Raw genomic sequence first — 22,934 nt, 5'->3', positions numbered from 1 at the left:
ATCCCTTTTATTTCACCACAATAGTCTTATTGAAATGGATACGATCGGAAGAGCTACCAATCTGTATCTCAAATTCACCAGGTTCTACTATATGCTTCATACGGGCATCATAAAGAGCTAATTCCGAAATCGGCAGCTCCAACGTTACCGTTTCCTTTTTACCCGCTTTGACCGATACCTTTTTGAAAGCTTTCAGTTGTTTGATAGGGGTAGCAACCGAACTAATCTTATCTCGAACATACAACTGAACAACCTCTTTCCCATCCCGTTTTCCGGTATTCTCAATCTCAATAGTAGCAGTCAACTTACCTCTGTCTGAGAAAATTGAATCACTTAAATTACAATCGGTATACTTAAATTCAGTATAACTCAAACCATAACCAAATTCCCATAGCGCATAAGGATGCTCAAAAATATAATGCCCTGCCGGTTCTTCGTAAGTACCCGGACGGTCAAATCGCTGTACACGGTCCGTAGGAAAATAATTATAAAAGCAAGGTGTATTTCCCGTACTGCGCGGAAACGATACATTTACACGTCCTGAAGGATTAACATTGCCAACCAGAATATCGGCCATAGAACGCCCTTGCTGCTCACCAGCATACCACTGTGTCAATACAGCATCCGCATTTTCTTTCGCCCAGGTCATCACCAGTGGTTTACCCGATATAAAAACAACCACCATCGGTTTGCCTGTTGCTTTTACTGCTTTCAATAGTTCCATTTGCTTACCAGGTAATTCTAAAGAAGACAAATCGAATCCTTCACCTGCCGTAGAATAACGTGGGCCACGTCCCAGGAAAGTACTACGGGTACCTACCGCCACAATAGCCAAATCACTTTGTTCTACAACTCTTACTGCATCCGCAATATTCTCCTCCTTCTGGCTCCACCAGTCACAGCCATCTGCCTGTTGCAGTTTTACCTTATTCTTCATTACCTCTTTTAAACCCTGGTATAAAGTTACTCCCTCTTTCGTATCCGGAGTAGTCCATGCATAATCTCCGAAGATAGTCTGATTACTATTAGGCCCTATTACAGCAATCGATTTATATTTCGATAAATCAAGTGGTAAGATGTTATTCTTGTTTTCAAGCAAGATAGCACTCTCATCCGCGATCTCTTTTGCCAAAGCGATGTGTTCGGCAGAACGAACGACCTTTTTCACCTGTTTCGGATCACCGAAATAAGGACGGTCAAATAAACCTAAAGCAAACTTCACATACAAAACACGCCGTACAGCCTTATCGATATAGCTTTCATCTATAATGTTCTCTTTCACCTGTTGTTCCAGTGTTTCATAATCAGAATCCACGTCCAGATCAACACCTGCTATCAACGATAGACGGGCAGCTTCTTCACGGGTAGAGGCAGCATAATGAAAAGTCATCACCCGATCAACGGATCCCCAGTCAGAATATACATATCCTTTAAATCCGAGTTCATCGCGCAAGACATCAGTCATATAATAAGGAGATGCTGAAACAGGAATACCATCATAGGCACTATAGCAGCTCATAATACAAAGCGGATCGGCTTCTTTAATAACGCGTGCAAAAGGATAAAGATGCATACTTCGGAATTCACGTTCACCTCCGCTCACAAAGGCACAATTCAGCCCTCCTGTTGGTGTACCATGTGCTACAAAATGTTTCGGAGTACATGTAATACGATGTTTCTGATATCCCTTCACAAAACCAATCCCCATTTCAGCAATCAGATAAGGATCCTCGCCATAAGTCTCCTCCACCCTGCCCCAGCGCAGTTCTCGGGCAATATCAAACACAGGAGATAAAACCTGATGAATACCCATCGTTGCCGCTTCGGCACCTGCCGCCTCCGTCATGCGCTCTATCAATCCGGGGTTAAACGTGCTCCCTTGTGCAATAGCATGCGGAAACAAGGTAGAATTATTTTGTAAAATGCCCTGGATTCCTTCTACAGCTGTTAAAATTGGGATCCCCAACCGGGTTTTAGTCAGCATATAATTCTGTAACTCGTTATAGATTCGAGCACATTCTTCTGCTGTCTGCCCCATTTCATGAGTACATCCATAACTCTGTCCGCCAAAAACACGTTCTATCTCATCAATCCTGCCAACGGGTTTGTTCTGTAGTTGTAATACCTTCTCCTGCAAAGTCATACGCTGCAGTAGGTCTTCCACACGGTTTTCAATGGGGGCATCCGGATTCTTATACAATGGTTTATCATTGGTTCCCCATACAAAACCGGTAGTCCCGATACATACCCCTAAAACTATCAAAAAGCTCTTTTTCTTCATATTATTACTAATGTTCATTTAGATAAGCAAATAGCATCATTCAATGCCTCTTTCTATCGTATTTATTTTATGTATCTTATTCAGAGCAACACTATTTATACGAATATCGGCACTCTTTTCACCCATACTTGCAACCCATCCCAATTGAACGGTTGTCTCTTCATCCAATGTAAAACTCAATGTTTTTACTCCCGTGGTACGCCCCCAATTAAGGTAAGCCAAAGACAGTGCTTCAACCTGATCTACGTCTGGTATTTCACTGCCGGCAACCACTACCCCATATGGATTCAGATTATTGCCTTTCGAAGTATTCACATTGAATGAGAACTCGTATGTCCCGGCAGGCAGAGTTACTTCCTGCCATATTTTACCATTTTCGATGGCAGCGGCATAATTCATCGTAGATATATTTATAAATGTCTTACCGGCAGAAGCCTCATAAAAAGTACCGGTAGTACCATTATTCTGTGTCAACAGATTAGAGGTATACTTCCAGTCTTTCAGAATTCCACTTTTCTCTGTACTATCGTCACTCCGCATCACAGGGTCAGTGGCATTTTTCAATACGCTGGCCGTCAACGTTTCATCCGCTTCTACATTTGCCTCAATCTCAAAGATATCCACGGCTGTAACATCCGGCAGATAGTAAGTTTTCATCTTAAAACCACTCATCGACTTGTAGTCTTCCAGAATCGTTTCCTGCTCAGCTTGTTCTACTTCTACCATACGTTCCTGAGCATTAACATCCGTATACCAGATACGGACATAAGGTGAATGAGTATCAGCGGTAGCCCATTTTATCGTAGTAGCATTATTTTCACATTTCACAGACGAAATACCTCTGCTATATAATGTACTTTCATAAATAGTACCATAAGAAGAGCCAATGAGTGATTCCGGCACAGAAGCATGTCCGTTGTCATCAAAAGTCTGAACAACAAAATTATAAATCCCCTCCTTCAATGGGATATCGTAAGTAAATACCTCCGCTCCTTCTCCGCGCTGAACAGGCAGGTCAATTACTTCTTTTCCCATATTATAGGTAATACGTAACCGGGTAATTTTAGGGTCAATAAGAATACCGTAGAATTGTACACGCCCTTTTCCCGAACGCATTTGCATCCCCTCCGGCTTACCAATATACAGTATCTCCTTTCCATCCGTATACTTCAGATACTCATCCATCTGTGTACAAGAAGAAAAATTGCCAAGAAATAAGAACAAAGCCGCTATTGCCACTATATATTTAAACATCAATTTCATAATTCAAGCATTTATCAATTATTCGTTTCTGATTTATCATCTCCCCAGAAAGTAACCTCAGTAAATACCATATTAGAGTTACCGGTCCAGTTATCAATACATTTGATACGGATATAACGCACACGTGGCGCATCCAACGGAAAATCAGCATTATCACCTTCCCGTGCAGCCAGACGGTCATCCTCAGTCAGTTCACTTCCCGGCAAACCGGAAGGCTTCTCATTTTCAATATGAAGTAATTTTATCCAACTATCCCAGCTACCGGATTTATCCAGTTCTGCACATCCCCAGACCTCATACACTTTCGGAGAAACGTCGTTATAAAAGTGCTTGTCATCCTGTACAAACTTCAAGTTAAAACGACTCAACTTCGCCAGGACTCCAAGATCAAAGGTAAACCAGGTAGGGCCGTTATGCTCTTCAATACCTGTATGGGCTCCTGTCTGTCCGTCACCATCGGCAGCCGCCCGTCCATCCCAAATATACTCCATCTTACTTTCATAGAAAGTACATGGAAAATCACCTGGCAGAATCACCTCTTTGAATTTTTTCTTATCAAGTTCCGCCTCGTATATAGGAGTAAGGGTTTCTTTCTTTACCTGTGACTTATTGCCCCATTTATCCTGGAAATAAATTTCAAAATCACGGGATATATCCAGATAACCACGCACGGAGAATGTAGCTTTGGGCAGCCCTGTATAGAAAGTTTCTGCATTGACCATTTCATTATCCTCATTCGGAGTAGAAACATAAACTGTTAAGTCTGCTCTTGATGTATTCGCAAACGAAAAGGTCATACCCCCAAAGTCGGGTTGTACTTCCAGCGTTTCATAAGCCGCCTGTACAGGAGGGGTATCTGCAGAAACCTGTATATTCACCGGTACAGAATAATTCTCACTACGGTCCACGGCATATACATCCAATGAATAGGTATCCATATCTCCAAAACCTTCGACCAGCAATGTATTCGTGAAGTAAGAAGCCTTAAATTCATATTTCTTGCCTTCTTTATTTGTATAACTGGCCGCTACATAAAGTAAATCGGGATCTGAAGGCAATGTATATGTAAGAAGTACAGAACCCGGCATCTTGATATAAGTTACATCACGCACCGGTGCTGGTGCTTCGCTATCATTTTCCAAAGGCTTCACAAAGTCGGTCTGACAGCCGGCAAGGGCCATCAACATCCCCAACATAAGTATATATATTCTTATTGATTTCATATCTCTTTCTGTTTTTAATCAAATAAACGATTTATTGCCATCCCGGATTTTGTACCAGATTGGGATTGATCACCAATGACTTTTCTTTAATGGGCCAGAAGTAATCACGTGGTGCCACAAATTGCTGAGTATACATGGCGGTCAACTGATAATAAGTATCCACCGTTTTGCCACGAGGATTCCATGCCATCAGTGTTTTATTATATTCCTTATCAGCTATTTTCCAGCGGCGCACATCCCAAAAGCGTTGTCCTTCAAACATCAGCTCAATGGCACGTTCACGCTGAATAATCTCACGCAATCCCAACTGAGTTCTGAACTTATTCGACTTACGTGAATGTTGTTCCCAGGACTCTTTGACTCCGGAAAGACCTGCACGTGCTCTGATTTTATCCACATAGCTAATTGCCAATGTACGGGCAGCTTCAGAATCCGAAGCTTCATTAACAGCTTCTGCATAAAGCAGATAAAGATCGGCCAGGCGGAACTCCGGCCACGGATATTGTTCTGTATTCCATCCGCTTTCGGTATTCACGAATCCCAAGCTCACTAATTTCTTAGCCCAATACCCTGTTTTAGAATAGCCGTAAGCTCCCAAAATACCTTGTGCTTGTCCGGCACGTCCCTTCAGTTGCCAGATATCAGATGAATTCCCGGAAACACAGTTGTTTTGATACCACAAGCATCCGTCAAAACCAACATTTGCATAGTAACGGGGTTCCCGGTCAAAATTGGCACTTACTGTTTCATAATCCGGAATCAAATAAAACTCATTCGCTGTATTATTGGTATTCTTCTTTACCTTCAGACGGTTAGCATATTCCCATTCTTTATCTTCATCAATAGGTACACCATTTTTTGTATAGTACAATTCGGTAATGTACATTGTCGGATTTATTTTTTCAGATGCACCGTGCATATTCGACGGATACTTACCCACACGTGACATACAAGACTGCTGTAAACCACCTGTCAGGCGACCGGACAGTCCCCAGATTAACTCATCATTCCACTTTTCTGTCACACACTCACGTAAACTTAACTCACGTTTCAGTTTAGCACTGAATACCAGATTCGTATGTGTTTCATGCAATACAATGTCCGGACTTATTCCACCTTCACCCTGCTCACACATTTCAATGGCCTGTTCGCAAGCTTCCTGGGCATCGACCCATTTCTGTACACTATAGTCGCTATTAAATAAATGCTCACCGTCTTTATCCACAAAATCAGCATAATCCGGGTTACCATTAAACAACGGGCTGGCAGCCATTACCAGCAATTTAGCTTTCAGCATCAAGGCTGCCGGGCGAGTTATGCGTCCCAGTTCTGTTGCCTGATCATCTATCTTCACAGGTAAATCTATCTTTGCCTCATCAAGCAAATCAGAAATATAAGAGACTACTTTATCAACTGGGGCACGTTTCAACCGTACTTCTTCCGGAGTAGCAGAGATTGGCAGATTTTCATCTGCTATCACAATCGGACCATACATACGCAACAGTAAATAATGGTAATAGGCTTTCAGGAACTTCACTTCTGCCAACCACCTCTTCCTCATCGAAGGAGCAAGATCGCCTACATAATCCGTATCAGACACATAAGTCAGAAATGTATTACAATCACGAAGCCCTTCATACAGACTATGAGCCGCACCATTACCTCCGTCCCAATAATTAAGATAAGGATCATTCACATTCTGATATCCCAACCCGATACGCCAGGTAGCGTAATCATCGCCACTCTGAATAGGATAGAAAGTAGCCAGCTCATCACCACCCATCAAACCAACATTTGCCCGTTCACTATGATACTCCGGAATATAAGAGTAACAAGTAAACAGATACTTCTCGGCTTCATTACGGTTACTGAAAGAGTGTTCAATAGTACCTACATTATCGGGCACAACATCCAGATAATCACCACAAGCACTCAACATCCACATTCCACTGGCACACAAAGAGATACAAGCCAGGTTTCTTAGTTTATTTTTCAAATTATATTTCATAGCTTTTCGTCTCCTCTATTTAAAAAGTTAATTGGACACCCAGGTTAATAACCCGCTGAATAGGATAACCTAATCCGTTACCTCCCATCTCAATATCCCACATATGGAATCCACTGAGCACAAACAGGTTATTACCACTACAATAAATACGCGCAGAATTTATATAAGCCTTCTTTGTCAATGTTTCCGGGAAGGTATATCCAACTTCCAGTGTCTTCATACGCAGAAAAGCTCCGTTACGCATAAACCAGGTACTCTTTTGAATATTATTCTCCATACGAGTACTGCTCAGACGTGGCCACAAAGCGTAGATATTACGATTGGTTTCTGTCCAGTGATTATCAGCATAGGCCTTTAACAAAGGAATGTCTTTCCACATTGATACATTATCCCAGTTAGTGTCTTCATATACATGTACAAACGGAGAAGTGTTTTTAGCATCCAACCAGAAAGTAGAACGGGCAGATCCCTGGAAGAAAGCCGAAACATCAAAACGTGCACTGCCAAAAGAGAAGCCAAAGCCATAAATAATTTCCGGAACTGTCGGGAAGCCAATAGGTACCTGGTCAAGTTCAGTAATCTGTCCATCACCATTTACATCACGATATTTAATATCACCGGCTCCATATTCGCCAAATGTCTGCTTCGGAGAGTTAGCCACATCGGCCTCATCGATAAACAGGCGTTCTGCAATATAACCATATTCCTGTTTCAGAGACTGTCCTACGTGGAGTTTATACTTTTCGTTGTATTCCGGTTCTTCATATTTCAGGAACTCACTATGAGCATACGTAAAGTTACCATGTAATTGCAACCACATCCCCTTTCGGAACACCTTGTTATAATCCACAGACAAATCTAATCCTTTCGCTTTCGCCTCACCCACATTGGCACGTACCTTTGCCGAAAGTCCCATAGTAGAAGGAATAGATTCGCGGTCCATCAGGATATTGGTACGATGTTCGGTAAAATAATCCACCTGCACATTCAGACCGTCAAACAACGACAGTTCAAGACCATAGTTAGACTTATAAGCCTTTTCCCAGGTAATATCCCGGTTATCATAACGCCTTACTGTTACTCCGTTCTTAGTATAATTAAAGTCCGTACCAAAACCATAACTCTTACCACTATCATTTGCATCTACCTCAGACAGATAGAAGAAACGGTCATTTTCGTCACCAATAGCATCATTTCCTACCAGACCGTAGGTGTATTTCAATTTAAACTTCGGAAGCACCTTCTTCAACGGTTCCCAAAACTTCTCATTGGAAATATCATAACCTATACCGATGGCAGGAAAGAAGCCATAGCGTTCAGAACGATAAAAACGTTCGGAACCATTATAACCGAAGTTAAATTCAGCCATATACCGATTATTAAAAGCATAGGTAAAACGACCGGACAATCCCTGATTACGATAGGGCAAAGATTTTTGCAGATTATCTTTTTGTGAGTCATCTTTAATATTCGATACTCTTTTTTCACGACGCTGATATACCAGCAAACCGCTTACATCATGTTCCCCAAAAGAACGGTTATAAGACATCGCAGCCTCCATATATACAGTAGACTGTACATCCGTCCAGGAACCGGTAGACTCCAGGTATTCCGTCGGATTTGAATCCTCATTCAATTGCATGATAGAATACGAGCCCCCTTTGTCATAAGAGCTTACATTATAAAAGTAAGGACTCGATGCACGACCTACTTCAAAATAAGCATAACGGGACGTATTGAATAAGCCACGTACATTCAGTCCCTTGGTGATAAATGACAAATCCTGCTTCAGTTCAAATTGTGCATCCATTGTCGATTTAGAATAATCCTTATATCCTCTGGTCAATTCCGCATAAGGATTCGTATATTCCACATTATTATTATACAATGCGTTACCATACAGCACATGTTTAGCAGAAGGAAGATCGGAAGCAGGGTAATAAGCCGGGAACAATACCGGATTGGAAACCATAATCTTCTTATACATCGTATCTCCTCCATCAAGCGGTCCGGTATAATCATCAAATGTACCTGCCAACCGGACAATTGCTTCGGTCGTTTTCGTCAGATTAATATTTACATTCGATCTCAGCTGGTAAGTGCTCAGATCAATGTTATTTTTATAACCGGCATACTTATCATTTTTCAGATTACCATTATCTTTCGAAAAAGTGGCAGCAATATAATAACGAGCCACTTTACCACCACCGCTCACACTCAGGTTAGCGCGCTGGTTTGCTACCAACGGATTGGTCATCAGCTTACGCCAGTCATTAGCCGGATACAGATACGGATTCTTACCGGCAATTGTATTGGCTATTTTCTCACGTGAATAGGCCAAAGGAGCCAACGGATTGCGTGTTGTTACCGCCTCATTCGCCATTTGCATATAAGTAATAGGATCTGCCAGCTCTATATTCGATGTATTGGAAGAGAAGGAATTCTCTACACGCAGACTGACCTTAGCCGGACCTTCCTTACCTTCTTTTGTCTGTACCTGAATAACGCCATTGGCACCACGTGCACCATATAAAGCCGTAGCAGTAGCATCTTTCAGGATAGAAAAGGCAGCTATATCATCCGGCTGCAAACGTGCCAGTTCAGTAGAGGTCGTTTCAATACCATCAATCAAAATCAACGGATCTTTCTTATAGCCGAAAGTTGTCACACCACGGATAAAAAAGTCAGCATTGTCCTGCCCCGGTTCACCACTGCGCTGATAAGCAATCAAACCGGACATACGCCCCGCCAGTGCAGTAGTAAGGTTACTGGAAGGTACCTTTAAAGCCGCAGGTTTTACCGTCTGGATAGAGCTAACCATACTCTCTTTTTTCTGCGTACCAAATGCTACCACTACTACTTCATCAATACTGACAGCATCTTCTTTCATTTCCACATCAATACGTTTCTGATTTCTTACTACAATTTCCTGTGTCTGCATTCCTAAGAAAGAAAACACCAATGTAGATCCGGCAGGCACATTAGACAGTGTATATTCACCATCCAGGTCAGTAGTTACCCCGTTGGTCGTACCTTTTACTACTACGGTTACAGCAGGTAGCGGTTCACCCAATTCATCTTTAACTACTCCCTTCACCACTCTGTTATCGAGTACTTCAGCATAGCCCGATACACTACAGGAAAACAGCAACAAGGCCAAAATGAACTTAAATACTTTCCGGAAAGAAAGCTTCTCAAACATGTGTTTTTCCATACATAATTATTTTAAATCATCACTTAATTTCATTACAAGATTATACACTCATAAGAATAATGTTTATCATATGCAAAGGAAGCTTAAAAAAGGACAGTAATCAATAGACAAAAACATCATGGATATGGAGAATCTTACCCAAAGGAAAAGCCAGTCAGCCTCTCCCCCTTGCAGCATGAATTTATCCTCCGGAGATTTTGTACAAAAGTCATTAAAACAAGGAATAAACAAACATTTTACACGAATATCGTTTGTTTTAATAACAAGAACTTTTAGAATTCTGCTACAACCAGAAGAAAAACTGCATAAAAAGCCACAATAACATGCAACAGAAACTGCATATTATCGCTTTATCCGGATATAAATGCATTTATTCCGGCACGTTAATTACAATTTCATTACTTCAAACACTCCGAGACTCTACGAGGAACGATGCGAATGTCGTAGAGAAACGATAAGAGTGTCGTAGAGAAACATCTGAATCTCTACCGGAAGACCTGTTTTTTCGCTAGTTGCTCCCCGAAACAGAGCTATCCAAAAAAAGAATAAAGAGCAAAATAGATAATGTTTGGGAACAAACTGCATAGTAAATACAAAACAAGGGTACAAAATAAATCCAATCAGCATCAAACCCTAGCAATCTGAAAAATCCAACTCCCAAATAAAGACAATTCCGGACACCTTTGCCACCGCTCTCCACAAACAAGCGAATTCTCGAAGCTCAGGAATATCACTTTGACAGTCTGACTTTTTGATACATACACCACACTTATATTACGTTAATTCATTGGCACATCTGTGATGAATCAAATCCATGTCGGCTAACTAAAATCTTAGAAGGAGTCAGTCACTATTATAACTATTTTTCTGTAAGTTTGCATCTCAGCAATTTATATGTTATGAACACAGGAGAAATCATATTATATACAACCTCGGACGGGACAACTGCTCTGGATGTTAGACTTGAACAAGAAACTATTTGGTTAACTCAAAAGCAGATAGCGGAGCTATTTGGTACAAAGCGTCCAGCAATAACCAAACACCTCAAAAACATATTCTCGTCAGGCGAGCTTGACGAAAATAGCACATGTTCCATTTTGGAACATATGGGTAATGACGGGAAACAACACTATCGAACAACTTATTATAACCTCGACGCTATTTTATCAATAGGTTATCGTGTAAACTCTAAAAATGCAACCCGGTTCCGTATCTGGGCAAATAAGGTACTCAAAGAGTATTTAATAAAAGGATATGCCGTCAAAGAGAATATTAAGTTGGATCAGTACGAAGATTTAAAGCAAACCATCAAAGTGCTTGCAAATGTACTCGACCACAAAACATTGGAATATTCCGAAGCAACGGGCTTATTGAGAGTGGTTACGGATTATGCATACGCACTTGATACGCTTGATAGATACGATTATCAACAGCTGGAAATTGAAAAGACTACTAACACGGAACAATTCAGAGCCACCTACGATAACGCGATGGCTGCGATTGATGAATTGCGAGAAAAATTTGGCGGAAGTTCACTCTTTGGCAACGAAAAGGATCAATCGTTCAAAGGTTCCATTGGTGCGATATATCAAACTTTTGGCCAGCAGGATCTCTATCCAAGCATCGAAGAGAAGGCAGCCATATTGCTCTATCTGGTTACCAAGAACCACTCATTCAGTGATGGCAACAAACGGATTGCCGCATTTCTATTTCTTTGGTTTATGGAACGAAATGGTATTCTGTACAATACCGACGGAAGTAAACGAATTGGAAACAACACCCTTGTTGCTCTTACACTGATGATTGCCGAAAGCCGTACAGAAGAGATGGAAACGATGGTAAAAGTAATTGTAAATCTGATTAATAAAAACAATTAATAAATTAGAGTATCCAGTTCGATGTTACAATTTTCAGCTTGCTTTTCTCTGCATTCTCTGAATTTCCGACTCTTAGTAAAGAACTTTGCTACCCAACGATATAAGCAATCTGCCCGTTGGTCATTCAATGCCATTTTCCCCTTTTTATTCGTTTATTCCAGAGATTTTTTTGTAACTTTGGGTGCTGAGAGCATAAGCCGCTTCATTCAGATTTATAAAATCCAATACCTGACAAAACATGCCACGAATTAAAGAAGGATTCAAAGGAGAACGTGCTATTGTATTGCCGGATTTCCTGATCGAAGAGCTAAAACGGGACCCTTTGGGCCGGGAACTCCATATCACTGATATTGGTTATTATCCGCATGCCAGTTTTCATTATCGTGAGCGAAGTGCCGAAGAAGTGAATGAGTTTGTTCTTATTTACTGTGTAGAAGGAGAAGGCTGGTTTGAGTTGGACCATCAACGATACAAAATTATCTCTAATCAATTTTTTATTCTTCCCAAACACCAGGCTCATGCTTATGGCAGTAATGCTACTAATCCATGGACAATCTATTGGATACATTTTGACGGGGATAAAGCAGCATTTTTTAGTGCAGGCTTTGACCGTCCACGTAATATTACTCCCGAAGCACACTCCCGGATCAAAGAACGACTGACACTTTTTGAAGAAATTTATTCTTCCATCAGTTCCGGATACAACAAGAATTATATGCTGTACGCCACCACCAGCCTGTTTCATTTTCTGGGTTCCATGAAATTTATCGGAGAATATCGCGACTGCGGTTCTATGAACAACTCACGTAAAGACGTAGTACAGCTTGCCATCCATTATATGAAAGAAAACCTGAATAAGAAAATCCGTCTTACGGATATTGCCCGCGAAGTGAAGCTGTCTGCCTCTTACTTTTCGAACCTGTTTGAAGAAAAAACCGGATCTTCACCTCTGCGATACCTGAATTACCTTAGAATACAGGAGGCATGCCATTATCTGGACTTCACTGATATGAAAATCAGTCAGATAAGTCCGTTAGTAGGTTACGAAGATTCTCTTTATTTTTCCCGGTTGTTTACCAAAACAATGGGGATTCCACCTTCGGAGTATAAAGCTAAGAAAAAGGGATAGTTATGAATACACTTCCCGGTCATCTATATCAAATTTATATATAGTTCGCTGATTATACGCTCGTCCCGAGGGCAACAAACAAGAGGGAAAATGAGAGTGTGAAGGTGTATCGGGAAAAAACTGAGTTTCCAGGCATACCGCTGTATCGGGAAGTTTATAATAACCTGCCGTGTAGAGCAGTACTCCGGGTAAATCAGTTGTTACAGTCAAACGCCGTTTAGATACGGGTTCGCAGAGACAGGCAGCTTGCAGCATATCGCAAGAAGGATGTTCCTTTAATACATAACAATGATTATATCCTCTATTATTGTGTAATTGCCGGTTATCGGCATAAAGTTCCTGCCCTATCTGTTTACAATGTGTAAAATCAAAAGGAGTATTTGTCACTGGTATTATTTTACCTGTAGGAATAAACGCGGGTGTTGTATCCAGTATTCTCCCGGCAGGAATAGTCAAAAGATGCGAAGTAACCTTCTCCCTTGTACCACTAAGATTAAAATAAGCATGATTTGTCATATTCAGATAAGTAGTCTTATCTGATTTCCCGAAATAGCTAACTGTCAGTTCATTGCACTCATTCCAGCAATAATCTACCACCACATCAAGGTTTCCGGGATAACCGCCTTCACCATCGGGTGACGTGAGCATAAAACGAACTCCATTGGGTAATTCCTCCCACTGCCACAGTTTCTGATCGAATCCGGTGGTCCCTCCGTGATTGGTATTACACCCATCATTTGTTTCCAGCTGATAAGTAATATCATCTATAACAAATGAAGCATTTGCTATCCGGTTGGCAAAACGTCCTATCGTAGCCCCCATATAATAAGTATCAGACAAATACTCTTCCAGAGTATCATAACCTACTATCACATTGGTCAGATGTCCGTTAATATCAGGTACTGCTGCTGTTATCCATCTGGCCCCCCAATTCGTAAACTCAACATAAGCTCCGGCCCCATTGACCACTTTAAATAAAAAAACAGGTTCACCTGTCGCCGTATAAGCTGCTATTTCATGCGTTACTTTCATAAACAAAATATTAAAAAAGAATGGAGAGAAGAGAAGTATTATGCAGCGTGATAGCGCAGCCCACTTCTCCCTTCTCAATTCTCCCTTCTCCCTTCTAAATAAGGCCTCTATGACTCTGCCCTCCCTGGTGGTTAATATCCAGTTCTATGACTTTATCCAGAAATTTAATTGCTTTGGATGTTTCATTCAATCCTAAATAACCCAATCCCATCACATAATTACAATGAATACGATTGCGCTTGTTCAAATCATCTTCCCAGATAGCCAGATCCGGCAACGAAACAGCAAAGTAATCTATGCGACACGTATCAAAGAGGTGTTTTTCACCATGCTTAATCAACTTATTAAAACAACTACGTGCTTTATCTTCATCACCTAATGCTCTCCATGCCAATCCCTGATAGAATATTTTATCCGGTTGCTGGTCATTATAATAAAATGCCTGTTGTGGTTCCGGGGAACCAATCGTTGCTTTCTCAAAACAAGCTTTGGCGTTCTCCTCATCACCCAGTCCCCGATAGGCTTCACCTTTATAATACCAGATATCATTTTCTTCAGCATTTGCCAGCTTACCTTCTCCCAGATTATAAGGATAGTTTTCAGTCTCTTTCAGCAGAGCCAATGCATCTGCATAACGCTGTTCACGCAAAGCTATTCTGGCAAGTTCTACCCGGCAAAGTACATATTGTCCCGTAATTTTTCCTTCTCCCCCTTCCCAAGGATGGAATTTACGACTTTCTATCAATGCTTTAGCCTCAGCATAACGTCCCAGTTGATTGTAAAGAGTGATGCGTTCAATAGATAAATCATCCCTTTCTTCTGTTTCAGGCAAATGAGCCTCCAGAAATGCAAGACGCTGTTCGTGCGAGTATCCCAAACGTTTATATAACTGGTCCAGTTCCATCAGAATGCGCGAATCGTGTTCATCCAACTGAAATGCTTTTTCCAAAGCGTCCAGTGCTTTTGCTTTATCATTCTGTTTATTATAATAGGCCAATGACAGATTACGCCACACTGTAGGAAAGTCCGGAGCAATAGCGACAGAAGTCTCCCAGCAACTAATGGCGTTCTCATACTGCCGGGCAGCATACCAGAAGTTTCCTAAGCTATAGGCTGCCTTAGCTCCCTGAGTATTCAAAGCCAATGCATTTTGCAAAATCACCACTTCCTCGATACGGTTCGGGAAGCAATAAGAATGATCAGCTTGTTCTGCTTTCCGATAGCAATCCAATGCTTTGTTGTTATCTCCCTGACAAGCATAGAAATAGCCAAGAGCATAGTGAATCATAGGATATACCTTGCCGGATCCAGCAACATAACTTTGCAAAAACAAGATGGCTTCTTCATACAAGCCTGCCCCTGCAAAATCAAGCGCATATTCAATATAAGCATGCTCCCACTGTCGCATCAGTTCCTTCATTTCCACCAGTGAGTTCTCGTCTTTAGTCAACAGATAATACTCAAAACGGCATCCCATATTGAAACGGTCTATCTTCAAAGACTCCTCTATCAGGCTTAAAGCCTCCTCCTTACGGTTCAGCTTACGCAGAATCGAAGCTTTCAGCTGACGTGCTTTATGATTATGCCAGTTACGGATAAGAGAACGGTCTACTTTATCCAAAGCACTCTCATATTTACCCTTTGCCGTATCTATTTGTGCAAGTCCATAATAGGCAGCATCCTGCCAGGCGGCATTCCATGCCGATTTGAAGAATGCATCATAAGCTTCGTCTGCTTTACCCTGCATCTTACAACTCCAGCCCAGGTTATAGGATGGTTCTCCATCATACGGATTCGGATTACGTTCTGTCAAAGTAGCTACAGCCGTACGGAAATACGCTTCAGCTGCGGCAAACTGCCCTTTACGCATTAACAGCAAACCAATAGCGTTATTGCAACGCACATTACCCGGTTCACGACGCAGAGCTTCCTGATAGTAATCCATTGGATTATAAGTGGCATGGCGATATTGTTCCAAATGAAGTCCGGTCAGGAACAACTGTTCGATAGAAGCAATATCTTTAGGATCTTTCGCTGCTTTGGCAGGGTCGGGTACCGGTTTTATTTCCGGTTTATCAGCCTGATAAGTAAGCATTACTTTTCCCTCGCAGTCTCTGATTTCTATCCGGATATCTTCTTCCTTTAATCCTATTGCCGGGAAAGTAACAGTAAACGGATCTGCCGGAGAAATCTGAATTATCTTATCCAATAATATCTTACCTTGAATATCCTTTGCCAACAGATGTACATCTTTATTCACTCCTGTGGTATAAAGTACCAGATGAGCATTATCCTCTTTTAGCTCTACATTCAACAGAACATCTTTGGTAGCATTCTTCACATAGCCCACTTCACTGTAAGGCATGAAATACTGTACCCACGATTTTTCTTCATAAGGTTGCAACCATGAGAAGTCCGGCTGATTATCCGTATACATTCCTGTCATCAGTTCAATATAAGGGCCGTCCTCATCAGTCAGGTTCCTGTCCCAAGCCTTGCCAAAATCCCCATTTCCCCAGGTCCATTGTTTCTTACCCGGAGACACATGATGATCGGCTACATGCAACAAACCACCCTGAACATCGGCCTCATAACCACCCACAAAATCATATTTCGACTGAATGGCCATATAAGAAGTAGGAACGGGAATATTCTTGTATTTTGAAATATCCACTCCCGCTGAGTAGTCTTGCTTATAATAAACTCCGGTAGCTATAGGAAAGGACGACACATCGCGCTTGCCATGATCAAACACCGCATTTACATCGGGTGGGAATACCGAATGATAGTGATCATTCACCACCACAGCCGGGTTAGCCCACCACAAAAATGTCTGAGGGAAAGCTGTACGATTGTAAATCTTCACATTGATTTCAATATACGCCTTACCCGGATAGAGGGTAAAGCCCTGCATCCCTTTGGTACGGAACATGCGTTCCACTTCGTTACACCAGATTGTCTTACTACCGTCCGCATTCTCTTCTATAGAAAAATCAGTAGGAAGAAAAGTGGAGGGACGATGGTGCTGAGGCCAGTTAAATTCAATCCCACCCGAAATCCATGGACCGGTAAGCCCTACCAAAGCAGGCTTCACCACCTGATTGTAATACACAAAATGGCGTTGTTTCACTTTATCATAAGCCATGTGTATACGTCCACCCAGTTCCGGCAATATCATAACCTTGATATACTCATTCTCTATAAAAAGAGCATGATACTTCTTATCAACTTTATTATCGGATATTTTTTCTACTACAGGATAAGGGTATACAGAGCCACTACTACCTTGATATACTCGCTTCTCCAAGAAAATGGGATTCTTCTCTTCCTTTCCTATTTCATAGGTAGGGAGCAAAATATCTTCTTCCCAGGCACGTACCTCACTGGTATGTACCGTACTTTGAATTAAATATTGGGTTATTTTTTCCATATTATATAACAACTATTTTATTAATTCTTTTTCTAATTCTTCCAGACTCTTACCTTTGGTTTCGGGCAGACAGAACACCACAAAAATCCCCCCGGCAAGACAGATGATGCCATAAAGCCAGAAAGTTCCGGCAGCTCCCAATCCGCTATTCAGTACCGGGAAAGTATATGTAAGAATGAAACAAGCCCCCCACAGAGCAAATGTGCAGACTGACATAGCTACCCCCCGAACCCGGTTGGGGAAAATTTCAGAAATAATCACCCACATCGTTGTTGCCAGTGTCATCGCATAACATGCAATAGCCATCACTACAATAATAAGCAGTACAATACCGGTAATATGAAAATAATAGGCCGCCCCCATAAAAGCATAAATCACAGTCAACCCGAATGAGCCTATCAGGGTAAGCGCCTTACGCCCCCAACGATCCACCACAAACATAGCCAGAATTGTAAATATCACATTAGTGATTCCGGTCACCACAATATTCATCAACACATCCGAGACGCCATATCCGGCAGCCATGAATATCTCCTGTGCATAGTTGAATATCACATTAATGCCGCACCACTGCTGCAAAACAGCCATCACAATACCAATAATCAGCACTTTGCGCATTGCAGGACGCAACAATTGTTTAAAGCCTCCTTGTTGTTCGCCATTCGAAGAAGCCATAGCAATTGCATCCAGTTCCTGACGAGCGTAATCACGCCCACCCATACGGCTGAAAACTTTAAAAGCAGCCTCTTTGTGGCCGGAAGATGCGAGCCAACGGGGACTCTCAGGAAGTATAAAACTAAAAATAAAAAACAATGCCGCAGGAACTGTCATGGCCCAGAACATCCAACGCCAACCCATTTGTCCGTTCCATGACTCACGTATCATCTCGTAAGTCGCTCCTACAGCCACCGGCTCTGCAATCTGCCAATTCACAATCTGGGAAGCAAGAATACCTAATACAACCGTCAACTGATTAATAGAGACAAAACGTCCACGCAAATGAGCCGGAGCAATTTCAGCAATATACATAGGAGATAGACTGGAAGCTATACCAATAGCAAATCCACCTATCAATCTGAAAATATTGAAAAAAGTAAAGGAGTGAGCGGCACCTGTACCAATAGCCGTACAGATAAAAAGCCCTGCCGCCAATGTGAGAATAGGCTTCCGCCCGAAACGGTCACTCATCTTTCCGGCACTCAGTGCACCCACCAGACAGCCTATCAGTGCACTACTCATTGCCCAGCCCTGTAAGACCGGGCTATCCGCAATTTGAAAATATTGTTCGTAGAAAGGTTTGGCTCCCCCTATCACTACCCAGTCATAGCCGAAAAGGAAACCTCCCATAGCCGATATTAAAGCTATCAGGAACAGATAAAGATTTGATTGTGTTTTCATTAGGATCATACAAATATTAATCATTAATTTGATGACCGCAAAGTAACCGGGATTTAGCCTATAAAGAAATAGAGAGAATTACTTAAAGTATGGACAATTTTACTTTTCCGGTTCAATCCCCTTCCGCTTACATTCTTTTCGGAATTCATTGGGAGTTTTACCAAACTGCTTCTGAAACTGCTGAATAAAATTGCTTGTAGAGTTTATACCTACCAGTACACTCACCTCATTCACCTGGCAATCCTCCTGTGAAAGAATAGTTGCCGCACGATTCAAACGAACAAAGCGGATAAATTCTACAGGACTCATATTCACAATTCCCTTCAGTTTTTTGCTGAAGTTAGAATGGCTCATACACATCTTATTAGTCAGCACTTCTACATTAAAAGCAGGATCGGATATATTCGCATTCACGATATCTACTACCTGATTCACAAAATTCTCATCAGCCTTATTAATCTCTACCTGGCCGATAGGTACCAATGGTTTAGAGTTCTGCAAGCTGATATCGCGGTTTTTATTTATTATCAGGCTCTTTAGTAAAGCCGACAAATAATTCAGATTAAATGGTTTTTCAATGTATGCATCCGCCCCGGCTTCCAGTCCTTGAATCTTTGTACTGACATCATTCTTCGATGTTAACAACACCACCAATATATGGCTGGTGTTTACCTCCGACTTCAGTTTACGGCACAAAGACAAACCATCCAGATTAGGCATGATAATATCACTCAATACAATATCCACTTTATTATGCTCTATTATATTGAGGGCCTGTACTCCGTCCGAAGCTGTCAGGATGGTATACTCCTCATATAGCTGCTCTGATAAGAAATCCACCACATCCGGATGATCGTCCACGATCAGTAAAGTCACTCTTATACTGTTTCGGTTCAGCTGAATCTGCCCGTTGCTCATTTCAACAGCCTGTACGTTCTCCGTTATTTTCTGACGAACGGGAAGTTTCAGTACAAAACAATTCAAACCTTCCATTTCCTGATAAGTTAAAGTACCCCGATGTTGTTCCACCAGGCTCCGGCAAAGCGATAATCCAATGCCTACCCCTATATTTTCCTTACTGTTTTCTGCCCTGACAAAAGGTTCAAAGATTGCCTCGTGCATATCTTTTGATACCAGCAAACCATCATTTATGATCTCAAGTATCAAAAACTCATCATCACGACTCACCCGCACGGTAATACACGTATCACTATATTTGATCGCATTAAAGATGAGGTTATTCATTATCTTATCAACCGCATCCTTATCTGCAATGACACAAATATCCGGGTCTACGCGGTCCGCTATAACTTCAAAGGTTTTATTCCGTTCCAAAAGTAACACAGAGAATCGTTCTTTCAGAGATTCAATCAGATGCAAAGCCTTAATTTCTGAGAAAATCAACGGTTTATTCATATTTTCGGCAGCCTTAAAATCCAGTAACTGACTGACCAGATTCAACAGTTGTTCCACATTCTGCTTTATCAATCCCAGATAACGTTGTACATTCTTCGGGAAAAGTGCAGATTCCTGTATTACCAGATCCAACGGGCCGTTAATCAGTGTCAACGGAGTACGTATCTCATGCGTAATATTCGTAAAGAACGCTACTTTCGACTCGTAAAGCTCCTTCTCTTTTTCGATTGTATAGATGAGATTCTTTTCCTCATTTCTACGGGCTATCCTTTTCAGATATGTACGAATCCAATAAAAAAGTAATGAAAGTACTACCAGCACATAGATTACATAAGCCATAGGAGATGCCCACCACGGTGGCAATACATCAATGACCAACACCTTTTCAGTTTCATCCCATACTCCCATGTTATTGGCTCCCTTCACATGAAGCACATATTTTCCGGTAGTAAGTCCGGCATAAGAAATCACATTCTTATCCGTATAAATCCAATCATTGTCTACATTGCTCATACGATAAGCATAGCGATTTGCCCCAGGCGAAGCAAAACTCAATGCAACAAAACGGATACTGATATTTCGTTCATCATAATTAAGCGTGATCTTATAGTCCTTTTCATACTGGTTAATAACATTGGGAAGAAGATTCTTACCATTTACCAGAAAATCGGTGAAATAGACAGAAGGGATTAAATCATTTCTCACAAATTGCCCCGGATTAAACGAAACCAATCCATGCATCGTCCCCATAAAAATGGTGCCTTTATCTGTCATCGCCACTGAGTTATAGTTGAATCTGGAGACACTCAAACCGTCTTTCTTATCAAAGACCTGTACCTCTTTAGTATCCGGTTCCAACCGCACAAGTCCGTGATTTGTTCCAAACCAGATATTTCCATGGGCATCTTCCACTGCTCTGTAAACAATATCATCCGGAAGTCCCTCAGCAAGCGAATAGGCTTGAAAAGCCCCGTTCTGAAAACAGCAAATGCCACCACGATCCGTACTGACCCAGATGCGTCCCTTACTATCTTCTAAAATACTACTGACCGAATTCGAACTGATAGACCCAGGTTTACCGTCAGCAAGATATTGCCTCGATTTACGGGAATGAATATTGTATTTGTATAATCCACTACCCATCGCCGCAATCCAGATATTCCCTTGGCTATCCTCCATAATATCCTGTATGTATCCGTTTCCGAATTCTGTTACTCTCTCAAAACGCATCGTCCCTTTCTGCGCCCTGTATACTCCTCCACCATCACTGATCCAAATGGTACCCGTGTGATCTTCACAAAAGGCATAGATACTTTCTTCTCTCAAGCCCAGTTCAAAACTTGAATAGTGTGTTATCTTCATGGAAGGAGATATAATATCCAACCCATTCTTAAAATAACCAATCCAGATATTCCCGTTGATTTTCCGTATATAAGTGATGGGAGCTGTATGACGTGCACTAATCCTGCTAAACTCCGATGTCTTCTTATCAAAAACCGAACAGCCTTCATCTTCTGTTCCCACCCAAAGCTTCTGCATATCGGCATCCCAATACAAGCCATGAATCCACTGGCTTTGTACGCTCCGCGGATGATCATTCGGTATATAAACCGTAAAGTTCCCGGCACTACGACTCTGATAATTCAGCCCTCCGTAGAGAGTACCAACCCAGATGCCTTTCTCTTTATCAATATACATATCAGTAACTGTATTACAGCTAAGCGAGTGTGAATCAAAAGAATCGTTCCTGAATACAGTACAATTTTTAGTCAACAAATTATAGATATACACCCCATTATTTGTACCGACCCATAGTTCTTCATCCTTTGGCATCATCAAACAGCGGATCATCACATTGTCTACTTCCGGAAAGTCATGCAGAGCCAGCGTTCCTGTCTCCTTATTATACCTCAGTAATCGCCCCTCGTGTAAAGCAACAAATAAAGATTCTTTGCAGGACAGCATTGCATACACTCCTTTCCCCCGGAATACCCCGGTTTCTTCCAGTACTTGTACAAAATCATCTTTCGCTTTGTCATACCGGCAAATTCCCTGGTCAATACATCCAACCCAGACAGCACCCTGTCCGTCCACTGTCAATGACAATGGTCCTCCTTTTTCAAACACAGTGTGCCCAAAATTTGAATAAAGTTTGTATGCTTTTGTCTGTACATTCACTTTCAGTATGCCACAAGAAGGTAGAACAATCCACATATTCCCCTCCTTGTCAGCTACGATATTTGAAACCCAGTTATATAGAAAACCTGCGTCCCGAAGATTCAGCCAACGTTCCAGATAAGTAAAAGTCTCCACTACCGGATCATAGATAAAAACACCTTCATCCGTGCCTACCCACAATAGCCGGTTCATATCCTCACACAGAGCAGCCGTATTGTTATTGCGCTTATTCGCTATCGGGTCATAACAATCCAATACCTTAAACTCACACCCGTCATAGCGGTTCAGTTTATTACGCGTACTGATCCACATATATCCGTAGCTATCCTGCAATATAGCCTTTACTTCACTATGTGACAATCCGTCTTCATTATTCAAACGGGTAAAATGAACCTGTCCCAATAATGGCCAAACTGATAGATTAAGAAAAAGGATCAGACACAAAGTTGCTTTCATAGTAATACAATATATGGATACAAAAATAA

The 22,934-nt window shown here is 41.5% G+C and carries 11 protein-coding genes; 2 read left to right on the top strand and 9 right to left on the bottom strand.

Going from position 1 to position 22,934, the window contains the following annotated elements:
* Positions 1-7: 7 nt before the first annotated feature.
* The 5 genes from VCM39_RS01260 to VCM39_RS01240 are packed head-to-tail and all read right to left on the bottom strand — an operon-like array spanning position 8 to position 9,989.
* Positions 8-2,281: a glycoside hydrolase family 3 N-terminal domain-containing protein gene (locus tag VCM39_RS01260; protein ID WP_322932430.1), complete on the bottom strand. Its 2,274-nt coding sequence runs from the start codon at positions 2,279-2,281 to the stop codon at positions 8-10.
* A gap of 36 nt (positions 2,282-2,317) precedes the next feature.
* Positions 2,318-3,544, bottom strand: coding sequence for a DUF4998 domain-containing protein (locus tag VCM39_RS01255; protein ID WP_322932429.1), 1,227 nt, complete (start codon positions 3,542-3,544; stop codon positions 2,318-2,320).
* A gap of 14 nt (positions 3,545-3,558) precedes the next feature.
* The gene (locus VCM39_RS01250; RefSeq protein ID WP_221650077.1) at positions 3,559-4,767 is read right to left on the bottom strand and encodes a DUF5000 domain-containing lipoprotein; all 1,209 of its coding nucleotides are present in this window, start codon (positions 4,765-4,767) and stop codon (positions 3,559-3,561) included.
* 31 nt (positions 4,768-4,798) lie between these two features.
* Positions 4,799-6,775, bottom strand: a complete 1,977-nt coding sequence (locus VCM39_RS01245) for a RagB/SusD family nutrient uptake outer membrane protein (RefSeq protein ID WP_289293628.1) — start codon at positions 6,773-6,775, stop codon at positions 4,799-4,801.
* 19 nt (positions 6,776-6,794) lie between these two features.
* Entirely contained in the window at positions 6,795-9,989 is a 3,195-nt protein-coding gene (locus VCM39_RS01240; protein ID WP_221650079.1) for a SusC/RagA family TonB-linked outer membrane protein, read from the bottom strand.
* A gap of 899 nt (positions 9,990-10,888) precedes the next feature.
* On the opposite strand from VCM39_RS01240, the gene rhuM reads away from it, so the two are divergent.
* Entirely contained in the window at positions 10,889-11,866 is a 978-nt protein-coding gene (gene rhuM / locus VCM39_RS01235) for a virulence protein RhuM/Fic/DOC family protein (RefSeq protein ID WP_289293629.1), read from the top strand.
* A 238-nt stretch (positions 11,867-12,104) separates the two neighbouring features.
* Entirely contained in the window at positions 12,105-12,995 is an 891-nt protein-coding gene (locus VCM39_RS01230) for an AraC family transcriptional regulator (RefSeq protein ID WP_221650081.1), read from the top strand.
* Here VCM39_RS01230 and VCM39_RS01225 read toward each other — a convergent pair whose 3' ends face one another.
* The 4 genes from VCM39_RS01225 to VCM39_RS01210 form a co-directional block, all read right to left on the bottom strand.
* Positions 12,996-14,027, bottom strand: coding sequence for an aldose epimerase family protein (locus VCM39_RS01225; protein ID WP_221650082.1), 1,032 nt, complete (start codon positions 14,025-14,027; stop codon positions 12,996-12,998). It lies immediately after the preceding gene.
* Positions 14,028-14,121: 94 nt separating this feature from the next.
* A complete protein-coding gene (locus VCM39_RS01220; RefSeq protein WP_221650083.1) occupies positions 14,122-17,457 on the bottom strand; it encodes a DUF5107 domain-containing protein in 3,336 nt (1,111 codons plus the stop codon).
* Positions 17,458-17,469: 12 nt separating this feature from the next.
* Entirely contained in the window at positions 17,470-18,864 is a 1,395-nt protein-coding gene (locus tag VCM39_RS01215; RefSeq protein ID WP_322932428.1) for a sugar porter family MFS transporter, read from the bottom strand.
* 90 nt (positions 18,865-18,954) lie between these two features.
* Positions 18,955-22,905 carry a two-component regulator propeller domain-containing protein gene (locus VCM39_RS01210; RefSeq protein WP_322932427.1) on the bottom strand — a complete coding sequence of 1,317 codons (3,951 nt, stop codon included), beginning with the start codon at positions 22,903-22,905 and terminating at the stop codon, positions 18,955-18,957.
* Positions 22,906-22,934: the final 29 nt, after the last annotated feature.

This window comes from Bacteroides mucinivorans (assembly GCF_034654355.2).
Taxonomy (GTDB): Bacteria; Bacteroidota; Bacteroidia; order Bacteroidales; family Bacteroidaceae; genus Bacteroides; species Bacteroides nordii.
Note: the sequence above shows the minus strand (reverse complement) of the source record. Positions and strands in the feature narration are given on the sequence as shown.

What these genes read in the sequence shown, in the direction of transcription:
- VCM39_RS01260 (WP_322932430.1), bottom strand. Translation starts at nt 2,281, where the DNA reads ATGAAGAAAAAGAGCTTTTTGATAGTTTTAGGGGTATGTATCGGGACT.
- VCM39_RS01255 (WP_322932429.1), bottom strand. Translation starts at nt 3,544, where the DNA reads ATGAAATTGATGTTTAAATATATAGTGGCAATAGCGGCTTTGTTCTTA.
- VCM39_RS01250 (WP_221650077.1), bottom strand. Translation starts at nt 4,767, where the DNA reads ATGAAATCAATAAGAATATATATACTTATGTTGGGGATGTTGATGGCC.
- VCM39_RS01245 (WP_289293628.1), bottom strand. Translation starts at nt 6,775, where the DNA reads ATGAAATATAATTTGAAAAATAAACTAAGAAACCTGGCTTGTATCTCT.
- VCM39_RS01240 (WP_221650079.1), bottom strand. Translation starts at nt 9,989, where the DNA reads ATGGAAAAACACATGTTTGAGAAGCTTTCTTTCCGGAAAGTATTTAAG.
- rhuM (WP_289293629.1), top strand. Translation starts at nt 10,889, where the DNA reads ATGAACACAGGAGAAATCATATTATATACAACCTCGGACGGGACAACT.
- VCM39_RS01230 (WP_221650081.1), top strand. Translation starts at nt 12,105, where the DNA reads ATGCCACGAATTAAAGAAGGATTCAAAGGAGAACGTGCTATTGTATTG.
- VCM39_RS01225 (WP_221650082.1), bottom strand. Translation starts at nt 14,027, where the DNA reads ATGAAAGTAACGCATGAAATAGCAGCTTATACGGCGACAGGTGAACCT.
- VCM39_RS01220 (WP_221650083.1), bottom strand. Translation starts at nt 17,457, where the DNA reads ATGGAAAAAATAACCCAATATTTAATTCAAAGTACGGTACATACCAGT.
- VCM39_RS01215 (WP_322932428.1), bottom strand. Translation starts at nt 18,864, where the DNA reads ATGATCCTAATGAAAACACAATCAAATCTTTATCTGTTCCTGATAGCT.
- VCM39_RS01210 (WP_322932427.1), bottom strand. Translation starts at nt 22,905, where the DNA reads ATGAAAGCAACTTTGTGTCTGATCCTTTTTCTTAATCTATCAGTTTGG.